Consider the following 22625-nt stretch of genomic DNA (forward strand, 5'->3'; position numbering starts at 1 on the left):
TTTTAGAACCAAGTTGCGGAGATGGTATTTTTTTAAAAGAAATTCAAAAGAAAAATTACGAATACAATTCTGTTACTGCAATTGAATTTGATGAAATTGAAGCAGAAAAATCAGAATCAATTGGATTAAATAAATCAATTGTAATCAATGAAGACTTTCATAAATACTGCATTAATACAGATAGGAAATTTGACTTAATTGTTGGAAATCCACCATATATTAGATACCAATATTTTGATAGAGAACAACAACAATTTGCATCTGATATATTTAATAAAGCAAATTTAAAATATTCAAAATTAACAAACGCTTGGGTTTCATTTGTTGTTGGTTCATCTTTACTTTTAAAAGAAGAAGGTAAAATTGGTTTTGTTTTGCCAGCTGAAATTCTTCAAGTTTCTTACGCTCAACCTTTGAGAGAATTTTTAGCTCATTTTTATAACAAAATAAACATTGTTTCTTTTGAGAAACTTGTATTTCCTAATATTCAACAAGAAGTAGTTTTATTGCTTTGCGAGAAAAACAACTCTAATTCTCATTTAATTGAACATCTGGAATTAAGAGACGCAGAAGAACTAAAAAAACTAGATGTTTCCAAATTAAAAAGCCCTAAAAAGAAAATTGATTTTAAGTCAAACAAATGGACTTTTTATTTTCTTGAACAAGAAGAAATTGACTTCCTAGAAAGACTTCAATCTGATAAAAAATTCAAGCAATTTGGTAAATTTGCAAAAGTAGAAGTCGGAATTACAACGGGTTCAAATCCTTTTTTCACGGTTCCTCTTTCTACAGTACAATTCTATAATCTGGAAAAGTACGCAAAACCATTAGTTGGGAGAAGTGTACAAGTTCCTAGTGCAATCTTCACAACCAAAGATTGGGATAAAAATAGAGATAAAGAAGCTAGAACACATTTTCTGTCCTTTCCAAAAATTGCAGACTTAAATGGTTCAATTGGTGCAAGAGATTACATAGCTTGGGGAGAAGAGGAAAAAATTAATGAAGGCTATAAATGTAGAATACGAGACGAATGGCAAATTGTTCCATCTCAAAGAATTTCAGAAGCTCTTTTTATTCGTAGAAATAATAAGTACCCGAAATTAATTATTAACGAAGCTAAAGCGTTTACGACAGATACGATGCATCGTGTTACAGTTAAACCAAACATTGAGCTAAAAGCTTTGACTGCTAGTTATTACAATTCTTTGTCATTAGCATTTACAGAAATTTGTGGAAGAAGTCACGGTGGAGGTGTTTTAGAATTAATGCCAAATGAAGTTGAAAGAATTATATTACCTTACAATAAAAACAACTCTAATTTACTTCCCATTATTGATAAAATGATAAGAGATAAAAAAGACATTTCGGAAATATTAAAAATAACAAATCAAAAAATACTAAAAGAAAATTATGGTCTTTCTGATTCTGAAATTGAATTAGCCGATAATATATGGAAAAAATTATCGAAAAGAAGATTGAACAGAGGAAATAAGCAAACGGAAAATTGAAACATGAAAACAGCCAGCCACCAATCGAGTAGACCAGGCGAAGTCTTCCAACTCTGCGAAGTCTCCCGACTTCGCACACGTTCCTAATAATCAACAATGCAAATTAAGATTGAATAAATCTCAAGCTATTCCTAAATTATTTAAAAAATTAGCATAGAATATTTCATAAGGCTTTCAAATGAATTTTATGTAAATCATCTAATAAATCCATTTCTTCTTCTGGTAGAAGCTGCAAGGCAATTTCCAGTAAATTCACTACGTTGGTATCTGTAACAGCGGTTAAACTAGACAGATTTCGGGCATCTTCATTAAGCAAAATGATACTGGCTTTAAGAAGATTTGAAACCATCATATTCAATTCAGTATAACCGGATACTTGTAGTGTTACACCAAACGAATTGTGAGTACCATTCTCTTGTTTTAATTTTCTGAATTTATTTACTTTAGTCATTGGCTTGATGAATTATGTTGCACTTTCTGGACATTGTATCACAATGATTCATTACTCTAAAACAAAAATATAAAAAATATCGGTTGTAAACAATCGATTTTTTATAATCATGCAAAAACAATCCATTACTTGTAATTTCATCTTTATGAAAAAAACGAGAAAAAGTGAGATTCCAGAAGTTGTAATTCAATTGGGAATCAAGATAAAAGAAGTAATTGATGACAACCAATTAAAACAAAGAGAGGTTGCTCATGATGCAGAAATGGATGTTGAAAATTTAAGAAAATATATAAAAGGTACTCAGGAAATGAAAATAAGCACTTTGTTTAAAATTGCTCAATCCTTAAAAATAAAGCCAAGTGATTTAATTAAAGATTTGTAACCCCAGTTGCACGAAGCCTCCTGACTTCGCACCAGAGATCTTATAACCAACAATTATAAAGACAATGAAGAGCAGGCAGCGATTCGCACCAGCGTCCTGACGATATATGAACTTTGCCGTTTTTTTGTGTCATTTTTGAAATCATACAACGACACAATCCTCTTTTTTTTCCTGAATCATCTTCAAATCCATTATTTTTTGAGCCACATCTCCCCTTTCAAAAAGACGGATGAACTTGAAAACAGCACTCACAAAATATCCGGGATTAGAGACCAAACGCGCAATTTCTGCAATTCTTTTATCTCTTTGGGTAATACAGGCCTCTTTTTGGTTTTCGGGCAATACGACAAATTCATTGGCAAATTTCCAGGCACCATCCCTGGCGGTTTTCATGCTGAAATCTATACAAAAATTATCTATTTTACCCGTTAGTTTTAGTATGATTGCGAGCGTTGGCCAGATTTTGATTAAGCAGGTTTCTACATGCGTTACCAGACTGCTAAGAATGATATTGATCTGGTTAAAGTCAGATTCCAGATCCTTAATGTTTTCTGCCGTACTAACTTCAGCAGAGGCTATTCCTAAATCCAGATTCACATGGGCATTTATTCCGAGTAGTAAATGCTGAACCACTATAGGCCAGAAGTTTTCGGCCTGCTGAAAAGAGAATTCCCAACATTCAGATGCTTTCTCTTTGGCTTTATACTGATAATACGCCTTGAGATAGCGATTGGCAAAAATAACATCGAGTTTCTCCATTCGCTCCCCATTCTGAAAAGCATCGTTTTGAATTCCTTCTTTGATCCGTACTGTAACTTCGCGATATAACATGGTAAAGAACCCAATTGCGCTTTGTTCCTGTATCGAAACTTCAATTATTTCATCCAGTAACTGAATCACTTCATCTATCGTAGTAGCCTGTTTTATATTCATTTTTAAGTGGTTAGTTTTAAATTTAGCAAGAGCGAATATACGGATAATTCAAAATAATAGGAAGAAAAATATTATAATTACAAAAAAAAAGTTAAATTTATTTTTTAAACAAATCATTACTAACCCATTAACCAAACTTTAACCGATTATGAAATTAAATTTTATTAAAACAACCTACTGTCTTCTGGCAACCATAGTTGTTGCGTGCTCAAGTCCAACATTGGAATCAGATGCAGCAATGCCGGAATCCAATACCAAAACCACCGTATCGACACAAAAAATGGCCGGATATAATCTGGTTGTAGACATCAATGGCACAGGAGATTATAAAACAATTCAGCAAGCGTTTACTGCGGTAACCGCAAACAATACTGCCGAAACAAAAATTTTTATAAAAAATGGAAGGTATAAAGAGAAATTGGTACTTCCAAAAGACAAAATCAATGTCACCATTGTGGGCGAAAGCAAAGACGGTGTGATTATTACCTATAACGATTATGCATCTAAACTCAATAGTGCCGGAACAGCAATAGGTACGAGCGGATCAGCAAGTTTTGTTATTACGGGAAGTAATTTCAAAGCCAGTTCGGTTACTTTTGAGAACAGTTCGGGCAATGTTGGGCAGGCTGTAGCAGTTCGTGTAGATGGGGACAAAGCCATTTTTAACAATTGCAATTTTTTAGGATTCCAAGATACGTTATATACACGAACAGACACCAGCAGGCAATATTACTACAAATGCTACATTGCCGGTGCTACCGATTTTATTTTTGGCGCATCAACAGCGATTTTTGACCAATGTCAAATTTTTGCTAAAAAAGGCGGTACCTATATCACAGCCGCAAGTACCACTCAGACCAGTAAATTTGGGTACGTCTTCCTAAATTGTAATTTAAGGACAGATTCGGGCAAGGCAACTTATTATTTGGGCCGTCCATGGGGTAATTATGCAAAAACAGTTTTTATAAATTGCGACATGGCCAATCATATTAAACCAGAGGGATGGCACAACTGGAGCAAACCGGAAGCCGAATCAACAACTTTTTATGGTGAGTACAAATCTACCGGATTAGGCGGTAATATGAATTCAAGAGTAAAATGGTCGCATCAACTTACAGATGCACAAGTGAAAGAATATACTGTTTCCAAAATATTCAATGGTTGGGTTCCAGTACTGTAAACCTATTTCTACTGGCACTCGTTACAAGCGAGTGCCTATTTAATTTATTGGCACTACTTCCTTTCTTATAATTTTTCATTATACCAACTCATACCTCCGTAAAAATTTCATTTCAATACCAATTTCAAAATTGCTAATTTCGCCTATCAATAAGAAAGAAAAAAAATGAAGGTCTGTATTGCTGAGAAACCAAGTGTAGCACGAGAAATAGCAGCCGTTTTGGGAGCCAATACTAAGCATGATGGTTATTACGAAGGAAATGGTTATGCCGTGACCTACACATTTGGGCATTTATGTACCTTAAAAGAACCAAATGATTACAAACCCCACTGGAAAAGCTGGGATTTGAATAACCTCCCGATGCTTCCTGAAAAGTTCGAAACCAAAGTGGTTCAAAATTCCGGAATCCAGAAGCAGTTTAAAATCATCAAAAGTCTTTTCGACAAAGCCCAAGTCGTTATCAATTGCGGGGATGCCGGGCAGGAAGGAGAATTGATTCAGCGCTGGGTGATGAACGAAGCGCATTACAAAGGCGAAATACAGCGTTTATGGATTTCGTCACTAACAACCGAAGCGATAAAAGAAGGTTTTGAGAACTTAAAACCATCTGCTAATTACGATAATTTATTCTACGCCGGATTTTCCAGAGCAATTGGCGACTGGCTGCTCGGCATGAATGCAACACGCTTGTACACGGTAAAACATGGCGGTTACAAACAGGTTTTATCAATAGGAAGAGTTCAGACACCTACACTGGCAATGGTTGTTGATCGTTTTAAAGAAATCGAAAACTTTAAACCGCAGCCTTATTGGGAACTGCAGACCTTATATAGAGAAACACTTTTTAGTTACGAAGAAGGTCGTTTTTTAAATAAAGAAGATGGTGAAACTCTGGCTGAAAAGGTCAAAGAAAGTGACTTCGAAATCGTTTCAATTGATAAAAAGAACGGAAACGAATATGCTCCAAAACTCTTTGATTTAACTGGTTTACAGGTGTATTGCAATCAAAAATTTGGGTTTTCGGCAGAAGAAACACTTAAAATTGCCCAGACTTTATATGAACAAAAAGTAATTACTTATCCAAGAGTAGATACTACTTTTTTACCCAACGATATTTATCCGAAAGTACCCGGGATTTTACAGAAATTAACCCGTTATGCAGCACTGACCGAACCACTTTTAGCAAAAAAAGTAAAGAAATCGCCTAAGGTTTTCAATGATAAAAAAGTAACCGATCACCATGCTATTATTCCGACTGGAGTAGAAAATAATCTGCCATACAATCAGCAGCAGGTTTATGATATAATTACAAAACGTTTTATTGCTGTTTTTTATGACGATTGTCTGGTTGCCAATACTACTGTAATTGGAAAAGCTGCCGATGTAATGTTTAAAGCAACCGGAAAAGAAATCCTGAAAAAAGGGTTTCGTATTGTATTTGAAGATCCGAACGCCAAAGAAAAAGAACCAGATTTATTACCCGGTTTTGTTGTGGGTGAAAAAGGCCTGCATGAACCTTCCTTTCTTCAAAAAGAAACCAAACCACCCAATCAGTTTACCGAAGCCACTTTATTGCGTGCAATGGAAACCGCAGGAAAACAGGTTGATGACGAAGATTTACGCGAATTGATGAAAGAAAACGGAATTGGTCGTCCGTCAACACGTGCGAATATTATTGAAACGCTGTTTAAACGTCAGTATATTGTTCGAAACAAAAAACAGGTTCTGCCTACCCCAACCGGAATTCAGTTGATAGCTATAATTCAGAATGAACTGATAAAATCGGCTGAACTTACAGGTTCATGGGAAAAACAGCTAAAAGACATTGAAAAAGGAACTTTTACCGCCGGAGCCTTCATTAAGAATATGAAACGTATGGTTGAAGCTTTGGTCACTGAAGTACGAAGTGAAACCAGACATGCTAATATTTCACATGCCGCAACGACTGAGAAGCCTGTTGTTAAAGCAGAGAAAAAGAAAGCAGCGGGAATTTTAGCAGAAACCTGCCCGAAATGCCAAAAAGGAAATTTGATTAAGGGAAAATCGGCTTTTGGATGCAGTAACTATAAATCCGGCTGCGATTTTGTTTTGCCTTTTGTTTTTCATGATAAAAAAATTACGGAAAGCCAATATTTGAGATTGGTTCAAAAAGGTTCAACTGTAAATATAAAAGGCTTCAAAACCGATTCCGGAACTGTCGAAGGCTTAATTCGTTTTGAGGAAAATTACAAACTAAAATTAGAACCAAAGAAGACAGAACCAAAAAAAGTAAAGCCAGAAACATCCGATTCTCTAGCTTGCCCGAAATGCAAAAAAGGAACAATCTTAAAAGGAAAAACCGCTTACGGTTGTGCAGAATATAAATCCGGCTGTGATTTTAAAGTCACTTTTGATGAAGTCAGAGCCAAATTAAAAGATCAAAAACCAACAAAAGAACTGGTTTATACCATACTTTGTGGTAAGAATTGAAAAAAGTGAGAAGCAAAACGCAAGATGTTAAAAAAAAACATTTCACATTTCACATTTCACATTTCACATTTCACATTTTACATTTTACAAATAAACAATTCTTTTTCATACATTAGTATTTCAATTCAACACCAAACACCTAAATATATGTTTCAAAAAATTACCCTCCTTGCACTAATGGTAACAATTGTTTCCTGCCAAAAAAAAGAAACCGCTGAAAAAGGCAAAATCAAACTAGCAGACTGGCTTATCGGAAACTGGGAGAACACTTCTACGGATGGCAAACTTACCGAAAACTGGCAAAAAGTGAACGACAGTACTTTTAGTGCTACTTCACACTTTATAAAAGGAAAAGACACTTTGCATTTTGAAAATATAGTTTTGGCACAAAAAGGCGAAACACTAACCTATATTGCTACCGTAAAAGGTCAAAATGAGGATAAACCAGTTTCATTTCCTTCAACTTCTGAATCAAATACAAAACTGGTTTTTGAAAATCCGAAACATGATTATCCTCAAAAAATCACTTACACCAAAGGAGCCAATAGTACTTTGGTGGCTGAGATTACAGGAAAGCTGAATGGGAAAGTTACTACGGAGAGGTTTATTATGGTGAAGAAGTAATTTTATAATAAAAGACAATCAGGATATAATTGGTTCCTACGGAAGTTTAAATTTGCTTCGGTCAATTGCCAATGGATTAAAATCCGATGCTAGAATATTGTTCATTCCTACTGGAATTTATTTTTGTGTTTTATAACCAAAAATCAGAGCCTTAGTATCTTAGAACCTTCAAAAAAAACTATTCATTCTCCCCTATTTTATTCACCATAAAAATCATTAGCGTTCCTAAAAGTGCCATCACGAGAAACGCCCATTTCATGCTCAGGTATTCAGAGATAAAACCCACCATTGGAGGAACCAGCAAAAAACCGAGATAACCAATTGTAGAGATAGAAGTGATTGCAGAGCCACTATTTAATTGTGATGATCTTCCGGCAATACTAAAAACCAAAGGAACGACACAGGAAACACCAGCTCCAATTAAGACATAACCAAAAATAGTGGGATACGCATACGGCAGGACAAAACAAATTGCAAAACCTGCAGTAATTAATATGCCACTGTAAAGCAGGATTTTTTTGGTACCAAATTTCATTACACCAAAATCACCAAATATGCGTCCTAAAGTTACCGATGTTGCAAAGAACACGAATGCAGCACTGGTAAGTTTGGGTGATGCCTGCAATATATTCTTAAAATAGATACCACTCCAGTCGTACATGGTGTTTTCGCATGCCATTGAAACGAAACAAATCACAGCAAATTTTATTAGATTTTTTTCCGGCATTGCAAAGAATTTTTTCTTGACAGGAACCGGCTGATTGTGAATACTCAACGGATAAAAACAAGCCGTAAGCGCTAGCATAAAAACACTCACACCTAATAAATGATGTGATGGCGCAATGTGTTGTGTAACCATTACGTAGCCCAAACCTGCTCCCGAAAAAACGGCAATACTCCAAACCGCATGAAAACGGGTTATAATCGATTTTGGATATAATTTCTGAACCTCAAGAGATTGTGCGTTAATCGATAAATTGAAAATATTCCGGGACGCCCCAAAAATTAAAAGTACAATGACCAATTGCCATACAAAAGCCACTAAACCTGGTAAAGAAAGCACAATGTTAAACATAATGGCTCCTAAAAGCATGATGTAACGGCTGCTGTATTTGTTTAATAATTTTCCTGTAAAAGGCATTGTAAGCATTAACCCGATCGGGAACGCGAATAAAACAGCGCCAAACTGAGCTTCGGACAAATGTAATTCTGCCTGAATATGCGGAATTCTGGATACCCATGAAGAGTAACCAAAACCTGAAAGGAAAAAAAATACGGTATTTGCTATTCTATACCCTTTTGGGGTGTTCTGTATTTTTTTTAAAAAAGGAAGCATCATGTAGTCATTTTTTCAGACTGCAAAATTAAGGTTTTTAAAAGCAACTTTTGTTTTTAAAATTTTCTAAAATTACCCAAAACGACAATAAAATTAAATGTTTAATCATTTGCAATAAAAAATGAAGTAAATGTATTTTTATTGCTTTTTTATTAGTCTTAAAAGTTTTTGCAAATGCAAACCTTACCAAATACAAAAGTTGTTTTCATGATGTTTCATACCATATAAAGCCAGACTCTTAAAAAAAACTACTTGTTATGAGAAAATATATGGCGAGAATTTAACTTTTCAAATTACTCCATAATATAGCATCCCTTCTGAGATTTCGATGAGCCTATCGATTTACTATTATTTCAAACCACTTAAAATCAAAAAGAAAGATTTTTTCTATTAAAAAAATGATAAAAATTTTCACTCAACAACAAAGAATTATTCTGTATTTTAACGTATTTTTTATAGATTTACCAAGTATAACATCTGATTAGAAATAAGATTACCATTTTTTTAAATACAATAACATGAACTATCTTAACCTCCCAAAACACTATTTTATTTTTATAATTTACTTGTTATTAATTTCAGCTACAAATGCCCTGGCGCAGGAAAACGGAAAACTAAAAGGTACCATAACTACATCAGACGGTCAACCTGCAACTAGTGTAAATATCATTCTCAAAAATACTAAATACAATACAACAACAAACGATGCAGGTTATTTTGACTTAAATCGTGTAAAAGCCGGTAATTACATTTTAGAAATTTCTTTAACGGGCTACGAACCCCTTGAACAAAATGTAAAAGTTGCAGCAAATGAAATAACAACACTTAATTTACAGTTAAACGTTTCAAACAAACAATTGCAGGAAGTAACCATATACAATAACAACAGAGCCAGATTTTTCCATAAACAAAGCACTTACGTTTCAAAAATGCCTCTTAAAAATATTGAAAATCCACAAGTTTATAATGTTGTAACAGCAGATTTATTAAAAGACCAGGCCATAACCAATTTTGATGATGCCCTTAAAAATGTTCCCGGGATTCAGAAATTATGGGAGTCTACAGGTCGTAGTGGTGGTGGCGGATCTTATTACGCTTTGCGAGGCTTTCAGGTACAGACTAATATTGTAAATGGATTACCAGGCTTAACAAATGGGAGTTTAGACCCTGCAAATATCGAAAGAATAGAAGTGATAAAAGGCCCGTCTGGAACTTTATTCGGAAGCAGTCTGATTAGTTACGGAGGACTTATCAATACTGTAACTAAGAAACCTTATTCGGGCTTTGGTGCCGAAGTGTCTTACCTAGCCGGAAGTTTTGGTTTAAACAGAGTTACTGCTGATGTAAATACCTCTGTCGATGAATCTGAAAATGTTTTCATCAGAATTAACGCTGCTTACCAGACTGAAAACAGTTTTCAGGATGCTGGTTTCCGTACTGCTTATTTTGTAGCTCCTGTCCTATCTTATAAAGTAAATGAAAAGTTATCTTTCCTAATTAATACTGAATTTATGCAGGAAGAAAGAGCTGTACCCCCTATGTTATTTTTAGGAAGAAACAAGACCTTACAATTTGCCAGTCTGGATGAACTAAACTATAACACCAAACTTTCTTTTTATGGCAATGATTTATCTATAAAAAACCCAAAGTTTAATTTACAGGCCCAGATGAATTATAAAATATCGGATCAATGGACTTCGCAAACGGCTCTTTCCAGAAGTTCAGCAAAATCAGATGGCTATTATTCTTATATGCCAGATAATGAAAATGGATTAGGCGAATTTGCTGTAAATATTACAAAAGAACAGTCACAGACTATTGCCACAGATATTCAACAAAATTTTATTGGTGATTTTAAAATCGGGAATGTGCGAAACCGTATTGTCGCAGGACTAGACTTCTTTTCAAGAGAGGATATATATGGAGGTTCAGGTTATGCGTGGCTTTATAATATTACTCCACAAGGAGCTGTAAATTATCATAATCCGTATACCGGAAATGAAGATCCGCCAACCTATCCAACCCGCAGTTCTGTAGATGCTGTTCTAGCAGAATCCGGCGCAATAATTTTTAATAATAAAGAAGCAACATACAGTGTATATGCGTCAGATATTGTAAACATTTTTCCATCTTTAATTGCAATGGCAAGTTTACGAGTTGATTATTTTGATACCGAAGGAGACACAAAAACGGACAGCGATAATTACAACCAAAGTTCTTTGTCCCCTAAATTTGGTTTATTATATCAGCCCATTATAGATAAGCTTTCTGTATTTGCTAATTATATGAACGGTTTTAAAAACATCTCACCAAAAAAATCATACGATACCAACGGTACACTATTAGGCTCTGAGACCTTTAAACCAGAACATGCCAATCAATTGGAATTTGGTGTTAAAGCAAATTTTCTGGATGAAAAGTTAAATGCCACTGCAAGTTATTATGATATTCAGGTAGGCAATTTAGTTACGGCTGACCCAAAAAATGCTTTAAACAGCATACAAGGAGGAACTGTAAGAAGCAAAGGCTTTGAATTTGATTTGAATACATCACCAGCAAAAGGGTTGAATGTAATTTCAGGATATAGCTATAACGATAGTAAAGTTACAAAAGGGGACACAGATAATGTATGGCTGGAAACAGGTAAAAGACCAACCTATTCAGGGCCTGAACACTTACTAAACCTTTGGGCAACCTATAAATTCAACTCTGGAACCCTGAGAGATTTTGGTTTAGGTTTTGGAGGAAATTATGCAAGTGAAAATGCAATCGTAAATAGTGATATACTCGGTAAATTTATACTCCCCTCCTATACTGTTATAAACGGATCTGTTTTTTACGCAACAAACAAATTGAGAGTAGCACTAAACCTAAATAATATTGCCAACAAAGAATATTTCAATGGCGGATGGGGCACTGTGAATCCTCAGAAACCGAGAAATGTTGTAGCGAGTTTTAACTATAAATTTTAAGAAAGAGCATGGACTCTTAAAATTATTAGCTTGATTTTTAACTTTACGAGGCAAATAAAGCGACTTATTTTTTTTAATAATCTTAAAGGATTTAGATTTCCAATATTATCTACGGGGAAAATGAAAACTCTTATTTAGAAAAGCAATGCAAAATTGGTAATCCTTTATGCTAAAGCCTAAAAGTTAACCGAAATTAAGATAGTTAAATTATCTTTAATTATTCTAAATAAGTTTTAAGTTTGTAGCAATATAAATTCTACAACATAAAAACAAATTGCCCAATGAAATCGAATAATTTAAAAAAAATTGCATTTGCAGTTCTAATGCTTGTCACAACCCCTGCACTGTTTGCCCATGCCTTATGGATTGAAACAAAAGCTAGAGGTACAAAAGGCAAAACACAGGAAATATCTGTTTATTTTGGTGAATTCGCTGATAACGATATTACTAAATCCGAAAAATGGTTTTCAGATTTAAAAGATTTTACTTTAGTACTGGTATCTCCGTCAAAAAAAGAAACCAAATTAACTTCTAAAGCTCTTGAAAATAAGTATCAGGCATTTTTTACACCTGATGAAGATGGAGTTTACACAATTGTAATGCATCATACTGTAAAAGATGTTTATGGTATGATGAAACTCGATTATAATTCAAGTGCAACTGTAGTAATTGGAAACAAAGCTGCCGGGAATTATGCTACAGCTAATACCAATGTAATCGCATTGTTTAGCGAAAATACAGATGCAGCAAAGAAAAATGTGAAAATTAATGTATTTGCAATATACGAAGGTGACGTTGCAAAAAAACAAAAGGTAAAAGTAATTGCACCAAACGGCTGGGAAAAAGAATTATGGACGAATGACAAAGGAGAAATTTCTTTTACACCAATCTGGTCAGGAAATTACATGGTTGAATTTGCTCATACTGAAAAAGGATCAGGAGAGCATAATGGCAAAAAATATGATGAGATTTGGAAAATGGCAACCTATTTAATTGCCGTAAAATAAATTTAAGATTTAGAATATATTAAGCCTTTTTCGGAATTGAAAAAGGCTTTTTTTTGTTTAATCCTGTCTTAAAAATAATATTTTTCTTGTTTTTTTATCCGCTATTAATTCAAAAACAAAAAATAAACAACTAACAAACAGATAGTTAAAAAATTAATCATAATTAATCTAAATAAACTTTCAAATAATAAACATAGCCGCTATATTTGCAAAAAATTATTTTAAATTATTCTAAATAAACAGCATGAAATATATTTTACTTTTCAGTTTATCATTTCTAAGTTTTGCCACTTATAGCCAGGATTATTCAAATAACGATACTGCATCGGCAATTAATGATACTGTAAAAAACAAAAAAGGTGAAGTACTTAATGAGGTAATTGTTACTAAAAGTAAAGAGCCAAAACCTATAACCGCTGTTCGCTCTGGATTAAAACCAATGGATAATCCTCAAGCCGTACAAGTTATCAGTTCAGAAGTTATAGAACAGCAACAAGCTATAAGACTAAGTGAAGTTATAAAAAATGCTAATGGTGTTTATGTAAGTTCAGCTCGTGGTGGTGCACAGGAATCATTTTTCTCAAGAGGATATGACATGTCTGCTAACAATATGTTTAAAAATGGGTTTCGTTATAATGCAGGTTCCATTCCGGATATTTCAGGTTTAGAAAAAGTTGAGTTTCTTAAAGGTGGTTCTGCTTTATTATTTGGAAATGTAGCTCCTGGAGGAATATTAAACCTTGTGACAAAAACACCATCATTTACAAGTGGTGGAGAAATCTCAATGCAGATAGGAAGTTATGCATATTACAAACCGTCTATTGATTTTTACGGCTCACTTAGTAAGTCAATTGCTTTTAGAATTAATGGATCTTACGAAAACTCAGAAAGTTTTAGAGATGTTGTAAAAAATGAACGTCTGTACGTTAACCCATCTTTGCTTTTTTTCATCAATCCAAAAACACAAATTACAGTTCAGGGAGATTATTTAACAGCAGACTGGACTCCTGATTTTGGAACTGGAATTATTGGAAAAACTATTTTAGATATTTCTCGTAATACTTATTTTGGTGCACTTTGGTCAACCGGAAATACAAAATCATCTAGTGCTTCTGTATTATTGAATCATGACTTTAACAAAAATTGGAAGTTAAATTTCAACGGATCTTTTCAAAATTATAACAGAACTCAAAAATCAACAGCTCAATTATCCAATTTAGATGATGTTAAAACATACCCAATCCCAGGTTACTGGAATAGAGGATTAACCCAGACTAAAAATCTGGAACAAATAGTTGGAGATCAATTAAGTTTGCAAGGAAATTTTAATACCGGATCTGTAAAGCATCAAATATTCACAGGTGCTGATTGGGAGAACTCTTTTGCAACTGCTTATACATTTGTATTCTCTCCAGCTAATTATGACACTATTTATCTTTTAGATTTTGATCCTTCGACCCAAAGAAATGATATTCCTAATGCAAGAAATACTCAAATTGCAAAAACTGACGCAAATCGTTTTGGAGCCTATTTTCAGGATTTAGTATCGATTACAGAAAAATTCAAAGTACTTGCAGGTATTCGCTGGTCATGGCAGGAAACAGAAGTTACTACCTACAAAGAAACAGCTACAGGTGCTGGAAATCCAGAAAATGCAATACCAACAGTTGCACCGAAACGTTTAGATAATGCATTTTCTCCTAAAGCAGGATTAGTATTCCAACCAACAAAGGATATTTCATTATTTGCAAGTTATTCTAATTCATTTACACCAAACACTGGAACAACTGTAAATTTAGAACCGATTAAACCTTCTATAATTGATCAATACGAAGCTGGTATTAAAACTGATTTCTTTAAAGGATTATTGAGTACTAATATAACTGTTTATCAAATTACAAACAGTAATTTAGCTCAAACAGCTCTACAGGCTGATGGAACTCCTTATGCTGATACAAGCATAAAAATGTTAAGTGGAGAAACAAAAAGTAAAGGTATTGAAGTAGATATCACCGCCAGACCAGTTGATGGCTTAAGCGTGATTGCAGGATACAGCTATAACGATATGCGCTACACCGAAACATCAGGAAAAAATGGAAGCTTCATTGAAGGAGACAGAGTCGCAAGAACACCTCAAAATACTGCTAATTTAAGCTTCTTTTATACTTTGCAGTCGGGATTCTTAAAAGGTATTTCTGTTGGAGCAATCGGAAATTATATTGGAAAAAGAATTGGTGGATGGAACAACCAGTACAATACTGATCTTACAAAATATCCTGATGGAATCTGGTATAGAGAAATTCCATTAGAAGGATATACAACAATTGATTTATCTGCTGGTTATAACTGGAAGAAATTTTCAATCTTGGGTAAGGTATCAAATATTACAAATGAATTGAATTACACAGTACACGAAAATTACAGTACGAACCCAATCGCTCCTCGTCAGGTAATGGTGAGCTTAAAATACAAACTATAGCCTAAAACCAGGTTTTAACTTTACTAAAACTTTTTCTGCCTCTTTCATTTTTAAAAAGCAGAAAAGTTTTTTGTTTTAAAATAAAAAGTATTTTTGCAAGCAGATTCTTAAAATTTTATTACAAAAAAACTTTATAAAACAGAAAACATGCCTAGTCCGGTTTCAGAATGCCTTTATTGCCAAAACAATGACACCTTACATCAATTAATGATAAAAGTTACAGATTTAAAAGTATCTCAGCTTTTCCTTTTTAAAGAGCAATCTTATACAGGACGCTTAAATGTAGTTTACAAAGATCATGCAGTTGAATTTTATGAATTAAGCGATGAACAGCGTAATTTATTTATGGAAGATGTTGCTACAACAGCAAAAGCTATTGCAAAAACTTTTAATCCTGATAAAATCAATTACGGAGCGTTTAGTGATACTTTATCCCACTTACACATGCACATTGTTCCGAAATACAAAGAAGGTTATGGATTTGGTAGTGTTTTTGAAATGAATCCTCAAAAAACATATTTATCTGATGCAGAATATGAAGCTGTTATAGAAAAGATAAAGGGTAATTTATAGTTTTTTAATTACAAAAAAATAAATTTAAAAAAGAATGGGAATTATTTATAATTTAAATAACTCCCATTTTTTGCATTAAAAAAGTAGCACTTTTGTTTTTACAGATTCCGTTGCGCAGTTTATAATCAAAATACAAATCATTATCACGTATTTCGACTTCAAAGCATTGGTTGGTCAAGGTTTCAGGATATTCATTAGTTGTTAAACAAACTTCAATATCATGTGTCGCAATGGCACCAATTGCTTTTTTAGCAATGACTTTTTTAACTACTTCAATTGTTCCGTTTCGTTTGTCATCAGAATTGGTTCCTCTTAAAATTTCATCCAGTAAAACAAAAGCTGGTTTTTCTTCGAGCGCATCCATAATTTGTTTCAATCGTTTGATCTCGGCAAAAAAGTAGGATTCACTGTCGGCCAAAGAATCTGATAGTCGCATTGAAACCAAAACCGGAAGTGGATGTATCTTAGCCTCTGAAGCACAAACAACTGATCCTATACCCGCTAAGACCATATTGATTCCCAAACTTCTCAAAAATGTACTTTTTCCGGACATATTTGAACCGGTCAGAATCATGAAAGATTCGGGATAAAAATACGTATCATTCCCTACTCTGCTCACTGGATTTAATAACGGATGACTCAGATTTTTAAACCCGATCTTATATTCGTTATTGATTTCCGGAAAAACAAAATCAGGATTGTTGTATGCCAGGTTAGCCAAACTATTCAAAGCTTCAAACTCACCGATAACATCAATCCATTTTTCAAGCTCATGGGCATGAATCTCTTTCCATTTTAAAAGTGCTTTTAAAACATGCAGATTAAACAAAAAGGTTCCGTTAAAAAGAGCAGCTGTTACCAAATTGTTGATCGTATCCATTCGTGAAAACAACTCTGACAACTGTTTTAAATGTGTACTTGCTGGTGCATTTTTAAAAATCAGTTTTTGCTGTAATTCGGTTAATTTTTCAGACGCAAAGGTTTCAGATTCAATCTTCTCCACTAACAGACTGTATTGCTTGATGATTTTATCAATATTATCAGCTTGGGCAATTTCAGACTGAATTCTTTTAAATGCCTGTCCTAAAACAATCAGGTTTGCAATAAAAACATACGTCAGATACGACAATAAAATTGTTTCTGAAGTAATAAAATAAGCTGTCAGAAGTCCAAAAAACAAAATGGGAAGAGCAAATGAAAGTATATTTAAAACTTTAGGTAAACTATTACTTTTAACTGAATTCCAATGCATTAATGATTCGTAAAAATCTTTACTGTCATGACTGACAACCGCCAGTGCATTAAATTCCTGACGCCAGCTTGTTTTCGATTTAAGTTCTTTAATTGCTTCCTGATTTTCAAGAATTATTTCATTAGAAAACTGGTTTAACAACTGATTTGCTAATGTTTTTTTTCCTACAAAAGTTGCTGTCCTGTTTAAATTCTGAAACAAAGAATGTTCCCCAAAAATATCTAAATCGTAGGCATAAGGATGATGAAAATCGTTAAACTCAATACCGTTTTCAAAAGGTAATGCTTCTCTTTTGAGAAACGAAATTTCATTTTCATTTATTTTTAAAAGAGCATTTAAAAACTGCTTTTGAAAAGACAATTTAAAATGAATACGCATTAAAAAAACAAAACCAATAAAAGACACAAAAGCAGCAGCTAAGTATAAAATTTCATTGGTTTTAATGTAATAAAACACCGTAAACAAACAAATAAAAACACTTATGAGCCTTAAAAGACTGATGCAATTGAATTTTTTATTGGCTTTATTTAATAATTCACTGTAGTATAAAACTCTGTCCTGATAGTAATCCATCTTTTTAATTTAATGAATCACAAATATAGGTTTTACCATTACAAAACAGACTTTAATTGTTCTGAAATTAATTATCATGCATCACCAAAACCGGAATAGAGACCTCTTTTGTTATATTTTTACTAAAACTTGAACTAAAAACACTTTCAAAAAATGACCTTTTGTGATTAATTGTAGTCAGGATATCAATATCTTTATAGAGTATAAAATCAAGTATAGTTTCTTTCACATCATCACTTGGCAGCACTAAAAATTCAACATTTTCACCTGCAAATTCAACTTCCCATTCCTTTACCGTTTCAGGGGTAACATCAGAAACAGATGTCTTTACATATAGGCTTCGAACTTTGGCGTCCATTTTTTTGGCTATTTTCAGTACTTCCTTTAATTCTTTTTTATCTTTTTCGCGATAACGGGTCGTAAAACCAATGACTTTTATTTTTTTAAATTTAGCATCAACAGGTACACACAAAACAGGAACATTAACGCCTGAAATTACTGAACTGGTATTAGAACCTACAAAAAAAGTAGTCCAGTCAGAAATTCCATTAGTACCCATAATAACAAAATCTACTTTATCCTCTTCTACAGCATTTTTTAGATTATAAATCAAATCGCCATCCATCAAACGATGCTTAATAACAATGTCTTCTAAATTCCTTTCCATAGCAATAGTTTTTAGTTTAGGAATTTCATCTTTGAACATCTCAAAATTAGCCAATTCTATAGAACTATAAATGGCTGCATAATTTTCAGGAAAAAATTGACTGTCATATACAGGAATTTCAAAAGTATGAAGCAAAATAAGTTCGGCATTGACAGCTTTGGCAAATTCTAAGGCATGAACAAAAGCATTTGTAGCTGCCTCAGAAAAATCGGTTGGAAATAGTATCTTTTTCATTGTATCTGATTAATTGGTTTTACTCAAATTTAATCATTCTAAAAACAAATTAAACTGATAATTATCAGTTATTTAACAGTTATTTTTTTTCTTATGAGCCTGTAAATTGACAGCCTCCTTTTTATGCCACTGCATCTCAGACAAACCAATTAATACAACTGACTAACAAGTTCATGCAAATAATTACTTTTTAGGTTGCACAAATCAAAAACTCTGAATTTACTGCAAGTTTTAAATTTAAAAAAATATGAAAATACTGAACATACGAAACAAGACAGGAAGAGACAAATTTTCATCAATTATTCGATTCAAAAGTCATGATTTGTTCATAGTTGGCCTAATGCTTTGAAAACACAGTAATCATGTTGTAGCTGCTATTTAAAAAATATGCGAAATCCAAGTAATTGATTTTCAAAAAAAATATAAAGTCAATACAGTTCCAGTAAGGAAATGTTATTTGAAATTAGTTAAGAAATATAAAAATCTTTAACTTTTAAAAGTTGAATTTGTTTTACCTTTAATTACTTCTTAAATTTGTGGTATGTCAAAACTAATCAATCTTACAATATTTAAACACTTTTTTGCATCTTCTTCATCTGGTGGAATTATTTTACTTGTTTGTGTGGCTTTATCTCTTACTATTGCCAACTCATCCTGGGCAGAACCTTTTTCGAACATTTTAAACCTGGAATTAGGGACAGAATCGCAATTGCTGCAATTGAAATATCCTGTATTAATATGGATTAATGATGGTTTAATGGCTGTCTTTTTTCTACTGGTCGGACTGGAAATTAAAAGAGAAATTATAGAAGGGGAACTTTCTTCTTTCAAACAGGCTTCGCTTCCTGTACTGGCAGCTTTTGGTGGCGTAATAGTACCCGCAGTAATATACGCCTTATTGAATATATCAAATCCGCTTACCCATGCTGGATGGGGAATACCAATGGCTACTGATATTGCATTTGCTCTTGGAATACTTTCTCTTTTAGGTGACAAAGTGCCTTCGGGCATTAAAATATTTTTAGCAGCATTAGCTATCGTAGATGATCTCATTGCTATTCTTGTAATTGCAATTTTCTATTCGGGGGAAATTCACTTTAATTATCTCGGTTATGCAGCAGCGGTCATGATTCTTCAGATAATTTTCAATCGCATGGGAGTAAAAAACCTGCTGTTTTACATTATTCCCGGTATCGTAATGTGGTATTTCATACATCATTCTGGCATTCATGCAACAATTGCTGGTGTACTGACTGCGTTGACGCTTCCTACAAATGAAGATGACAGCGAATCACCACTGGAAAAGCTGGAACATCTGCTTACGACTCCGGTAAATTTTATTATAATGCCCATTTTTGCTATAGCTAATACCAACATAACATTCCAGAGCGGAATGGCAGAAGGTCTTTTAGGAAGCCTTGGGATGGGAATTGTCCTGGGATTGTTCCTTGGTAAACCCATAGGTATCTTCTTTATGTCCTGGCTCGCTGTAAAGTTGAAAATATCTGAACTTCCTGATCAGACCCAATGGCCTCATGTCATTGGTCTTGGAATACTGGGAGGCATCGGATTTACCATGTCGATATTTATTGCACTGCTTTCTTTTAAAAATCCTCAACTTCAGATTGAAGCTAAATTTGCAATTCTTACTGCTTCAATCCTAGCCGGAATCTGTGGTTTTGTTTTATTAAATTTATATAATAAAAAGCAATAACATTACGATTACTATACTTTCATTGTTTGGGCATTCAGCTATCATTACATCATAAGACAAACACCTCCATGTTTGGAAACCTTGCATGAATACAAATGATATAATATGAGAACAGCTTAACTTTTATCAGGTTATATATTAAATACATAACCAGAATTACTTTGGTATTTACGAGATAATCCTCAGATTTCAAACATTTTTATTTTTTTTTTAAATGCAGATGTTTTTATCATTAGATTAATAAAAAAAAATGCGAATTATTATTAAAAAATTTTTACTTTTAATATCTGATTCCCAGATACATCATTAAGTATTAAGTTTGCTTTAACAAAAAATCGCTCATATGCATAAACCTGAAATCCCTGCTAATGAAAACCTTCGTCTAGAAGCCTTAGACACTTACAAAATACTAGACACATTACCAGAAGAAGAATATGATGCTTTAACAAAAATAGCAGCCGAGATTTGTGGCACCCCAATCTCATTGGTAACTTTAGTCGATCATGACAGACAATGGTTCAAATCGCATTATGGTTTAAATGCGACTGAGACACCAAGAGATTTTGCTTTTTGTGCCCATGCAATAAATACGCCAGATGAATTATTCATTATTCCAGATGCTACTAAAGACAAGAGGTTTCATGATAATCCATTAACTATAAATGACCCGAACGTACTATTTTATGCAGGTGCCCCATTAAACAGCAAAGACGGTTATTCTTTAGGAACTCTTTGTGTTATTGATACAAAACCCAGAGAAGGTCTCACAGAGAGCCAAAAAGAATCACTAAAAGCATTGGCAAAACAAGTAATTTCACAGCTCGAACTTCGAAAAAAAAACAGCCAGTTAGAAAAATTAAATGATGAAATTGTGAAAAAAAATGCACAACTGAATCAATTTGCATATCGACTGACTCATGATTTAAAAGTTCCAATTCAGGGAGTAAACACTTTAATAAATTTTATAAAAGAGGATTATAAAGACCTCATAAAGAATACTCAATTAAAAGAGTGGATCGATTTAATTTATTCCAGAAATGAATATATGGATTTTTTAATTAATGGTATTTTAGAATATACCAAAGTTAGTAATGATCAAATTTGTTTTGAAGATTTTAACGTCCAAAAAATTATTCAATATATAATTGATAATGATGCATTGAATATTCCAACTGATATTAATTACATCAATTGTGATGTTGTCATAAAGCATTCAAAAATAGGTTTCGTTCAAATTATTCAAAATCTTTTGTCAAATACTGTAAAACATACTGACAAAGAAAAAAGCAATGTTTGGATATCACTAACAGAAGATGAAACTAGTTTTTCTTTTATTTATGAAGATGACGGACCTGGCATACCAGAAGTATATTGGGACAAAGTCTTTGAATTATTTGAAACAGTTAGTGAAAAAAACACTAAAAATGCCGGCATCGGCTTGTCAACAATAAAAGCGATAGTAGATCGATTAGGTGGTACTATTTGTTTGAAGCATAGAGAAAACAATGAAAAAGGTGCCTGCTTTTGTTTTGTTTTACCAAAAGAATACAACTGCTAACAATTAGGAATATAATTTTACCGCAACATTTTGTCCAGCTATGACTAGATATAAGTGATAATACTTTCCTTTACACTTACCATTACTCTTCATAAAAGTTAAGCTATTTTTTCTTGTTTTAATTACTTTAGAAAAACAAAGCGCAATAAATGCAGTCAAATGCTTTTACTTTAACTTTAACTTTCAGTTTAATTTAAGTACAGTCAAAAGTTTGTTTGTGCTTTATAAAATATACTTCACTAGAATTACATCGCCTTTTCTGATTTTTGATTTGGATAACAAGATCGGAACTATTGGGCAAAAAAGGCGTTCATGTGTTTGGAACTTAGTATATCATTTTTTGAAGGTGTAGGTATTTCAAAATTGATATTTAAATTAACTAAGTTTGAATATTAAATGGCAATGTAATTCTGGAAGTAACTGCATAATGGTATACTATTGACACAAAAAAGAAGAATAGTAGTGAAAAATTGATGACTAACCCAAGAATACTATTTAATGAAATGGTAATCACTACTAAACTCTTAAATTGTTATTGAAATTATTCTTTAATTTTTTTCTTTCTTAATTCTTGAACAAATTTAATTCAATAACAAAATTTTCTTTCTTTTTTTCTATGAATAGCAGTTTACTGTCGGTGAATATACAATCTTGCTCCTTAACCTGTAAATAATTAAAAATCAAAAACCTACAAATAACCTTGATGTAAAAAA

16 protein-coding genes are annotated in these 22625 nt (G+C 33.1%); 11 read left to right on the plus strand and 5 right to left on the minus strand.

What is annotated here, in order from left to right; all coding sequences use genetic code 11:
* The first annotated feature begins 119 nt into the window (after positions 1-119).
* Complete coding sequence (locus DMB65_RS03680) at positions 120-1508, plus strand: Eco57I restriction-modification methylase domain-containing protein (protein ID WP_394336101.1); 1389 nt, start codon at positions 120-122, stop codon at positions 1506-1508.
* Positions 1509-1671: 163 nt separating this feature from the next.
* Here DMB65_RS03680 and DMB65_RS03685 read toward each other — a convergent pair whose 3' ends face one another.
* Positions 1672-1959 (minus strand): hypothetical protein, encoded by a 288-nt coding sequence (locus DMB65_RS03685; RefSeq protein WP_110305313.1) that lies wholly within the window; start codon positions 1957-1959, stop codon positions 1672-1674.
* A gap of 145 nt (positions 1960-2104) precedes the next feature.
* Between DMB65_RS03685 and DMB65_RS03690 the strand changes: the two genes are divergently transcribed.
* Positions 2105-2341, plus strand: a complete 237-nt coding sequence (locus DMB65_RS03690) for a helix-turn-helix domain-containing protein (RefSeq protein WP_165834848.1) — start codon at positions 2105-2107, stop codon at positions 2339-2341.
* Positions 2342-2482: 141 nt separating this feature from the next.
* On the opposite strand, the gene DMB65_RS03695 is transcribed toward DMB65_RS03690, so the two are convergent.
* A complete protein-coding gene (locus DMB65_RS03695) occupies positions 2483-3274 on the minus strand; it encodes a DUF5995 family protein (protein ID WP_110305315.1) in 792 nt (263 codons plus the stop codon).
* Between the two features lie 148 nt (positions 3275-3422).
* Here DMB65_RS03695 and DMB65_RS03700 point away from each other — a divergent pair, with 148 nt between their 5' ends.
* The 3 genes from DMB65_RS03700 (at position 3423) to DMB65_RS03710 (ending at position 7547) form a co-directional block, all read left to right on the plus strand.
* Positions 3423-4454 carry a pectinesterase family protein gene (locus tag DMB65_RS03700; RefSeq protein WP_110305316.1) on the plus strand — a complete coding sequence of 344 codons (1032 nt, stop codon included), beginning with the start codon at positions 3423-3425 and terminating at the stop codon, positions 4452-4454.
* Positions 4455-4619: 165 nt separating this feature from the next.
* Positions 4620-6923, plus strand: coding sequence for a type IA DNA topoisomerase (locus tag DMB65_RS03705; protein ID WP_110305317.1), 2304 nt, complete (start codon positions 4620-4622; stop codon positions 6921-6923).
* 147 nt (positions 6924-7070) lie between these two features.
* Complete coding sequence (locus DMB65_RS03710) at positions 7071-7547, plus strand: DUF6265 family protein (protein ID WP_110305418.1); 477 nt, start codon at positions 7071-7073, stop codon at positions 7545-7547.
* Positions 7548-7725: 178 nt separating this feature from the next.
* On the opposite strand, the gene DMB65_RS03715 is transcribed toward DMB65_RS03710, so the two are convergent.
* The gene (locus tag DMB65_RS03715; protein WP_110305318.1) at positions 7726-8886 is read right to left on the minus strand and encodes an MFS transporter; all 1161 of its coding nucleotides are present in this window, start codon (positions 8884-8886) and stop codon (positions 7726-7728) included.
* 515 nt (positions 8887-9401) lie between these two features.
* On the opposite strand from DMB65_RS03715, the gene DMB65_RS03720 reads away from it, so the two are divergent.
* The 4 genes from DMB65_RS03720 to DMB65_RS03735 all read left to right on the plus strand — a co-directional run bounded on the left by DMB65_RS03720 (position 9402) and on the right by DMB65_RS03735 (position 15914).
* Entirely contained in the window at positions 9402-11855 is a 2454-nt protein-coding gene (locus DMB65_RS03720; protein ID WP_110305319.1) for a TonB-dependent receptor, read from the plus strand.
* Positions 11856-12136: 281 nt separating this feature from the next.
* On the plus strand, positions 12137-12862 hold the full coding sequence (locus tag DMB65_RS03725) for a hypothetical protein (RefSeq protein ID WP_110305320.1): 726 nt from the start codon (positions 12137-12139) through the stop codon (positions 12860-12862).
* Between the two features lie 244 nt (positions 12863-13106).
* Complete coding sequence (locus DMB65_RS03730; protein ID WP_110305321.1) at positions 13107-15341, plus strand: TonB-dependent siderophore receptor; 2235 nt, start codon at positions 13107-13109, stop codon at positions 15339-15341.
* Positions 15342-15488: 147 nt separating this feature from the next.
* Positions 15489-15914 carry an HIT family protein gene (locus DMB65_RS03735; protein WP_110305322.1) on the plus strand — a complete coding sequence of 142 codons (426 nt, stop codon included), beginning with the start codon at positions 15489-15491 and terminating at the stop codon, positions 15912-15914.
* Between the two features lie 52 nt (positions 15915-15966).
* Here DMB65_RS03735 and DMB65_RS03740 read toward each other — a convergent pair whose 3' ends face one another.
* Positions 15967-17739, minus strand: coding sequence for a MutS-related protein (locus tag DMB65_RS03740; RefSeq protein ID WP_110305323.1), 1773 nt, complete (start codon positions 17737-17739; stop codon positions 15967-15969).
* Positions 17740-17806: 67 nt separating this feature from the next.
* The gene (locus DMB65_RS03745) at positions 17807-18640 is read right to left on the minus strand and encodes a universal stress protein (protein ID WP_110305324.1); all 834 of its coding nucleotides are present in this window, start codon (positions 18638-18640) and stop codon (positions 17807-17809) included.
* A 541-nt stretch (positions 18641-19181) separates the two neighbouring features.
* Between DMB65_RS03745 and nhaA the strand changes: the two genes are divergently transcribed.
* Positions 19182-20354, plus strand: coding sequence for a Na+/H+ antiporter NhaA (gene nhaA / locus DMB65_RS03750; protein ID WP_110305325.1), 1173 nt, complete (start codon positions 19182-19184; stop codon positions 20352-20354).
* A gap of 343 nt (positions 20355-20697) precedes the next feature.
* Positions 20698-21912, plus strand: a complete 1215-nt coding sequence (locus DMB65_RS03755) for a sensor histidine kinase (protein ID WP_110305326.1) — start codon at positions 20698-20700, stop codon at positions 21910-21912.
* Positions 21913-22625: the final 713 nt, after the last annotated feature.

The organism is Flavobacterium cheongpyeongense (assembly GCF_003202435.1).
GTDB lineage: Bacteria > Bacteroidota > Bacteroidia > Flavobacteriales > Flavobacteriaceae > Flavobacterium > Flavobacterium cheongpyeongense.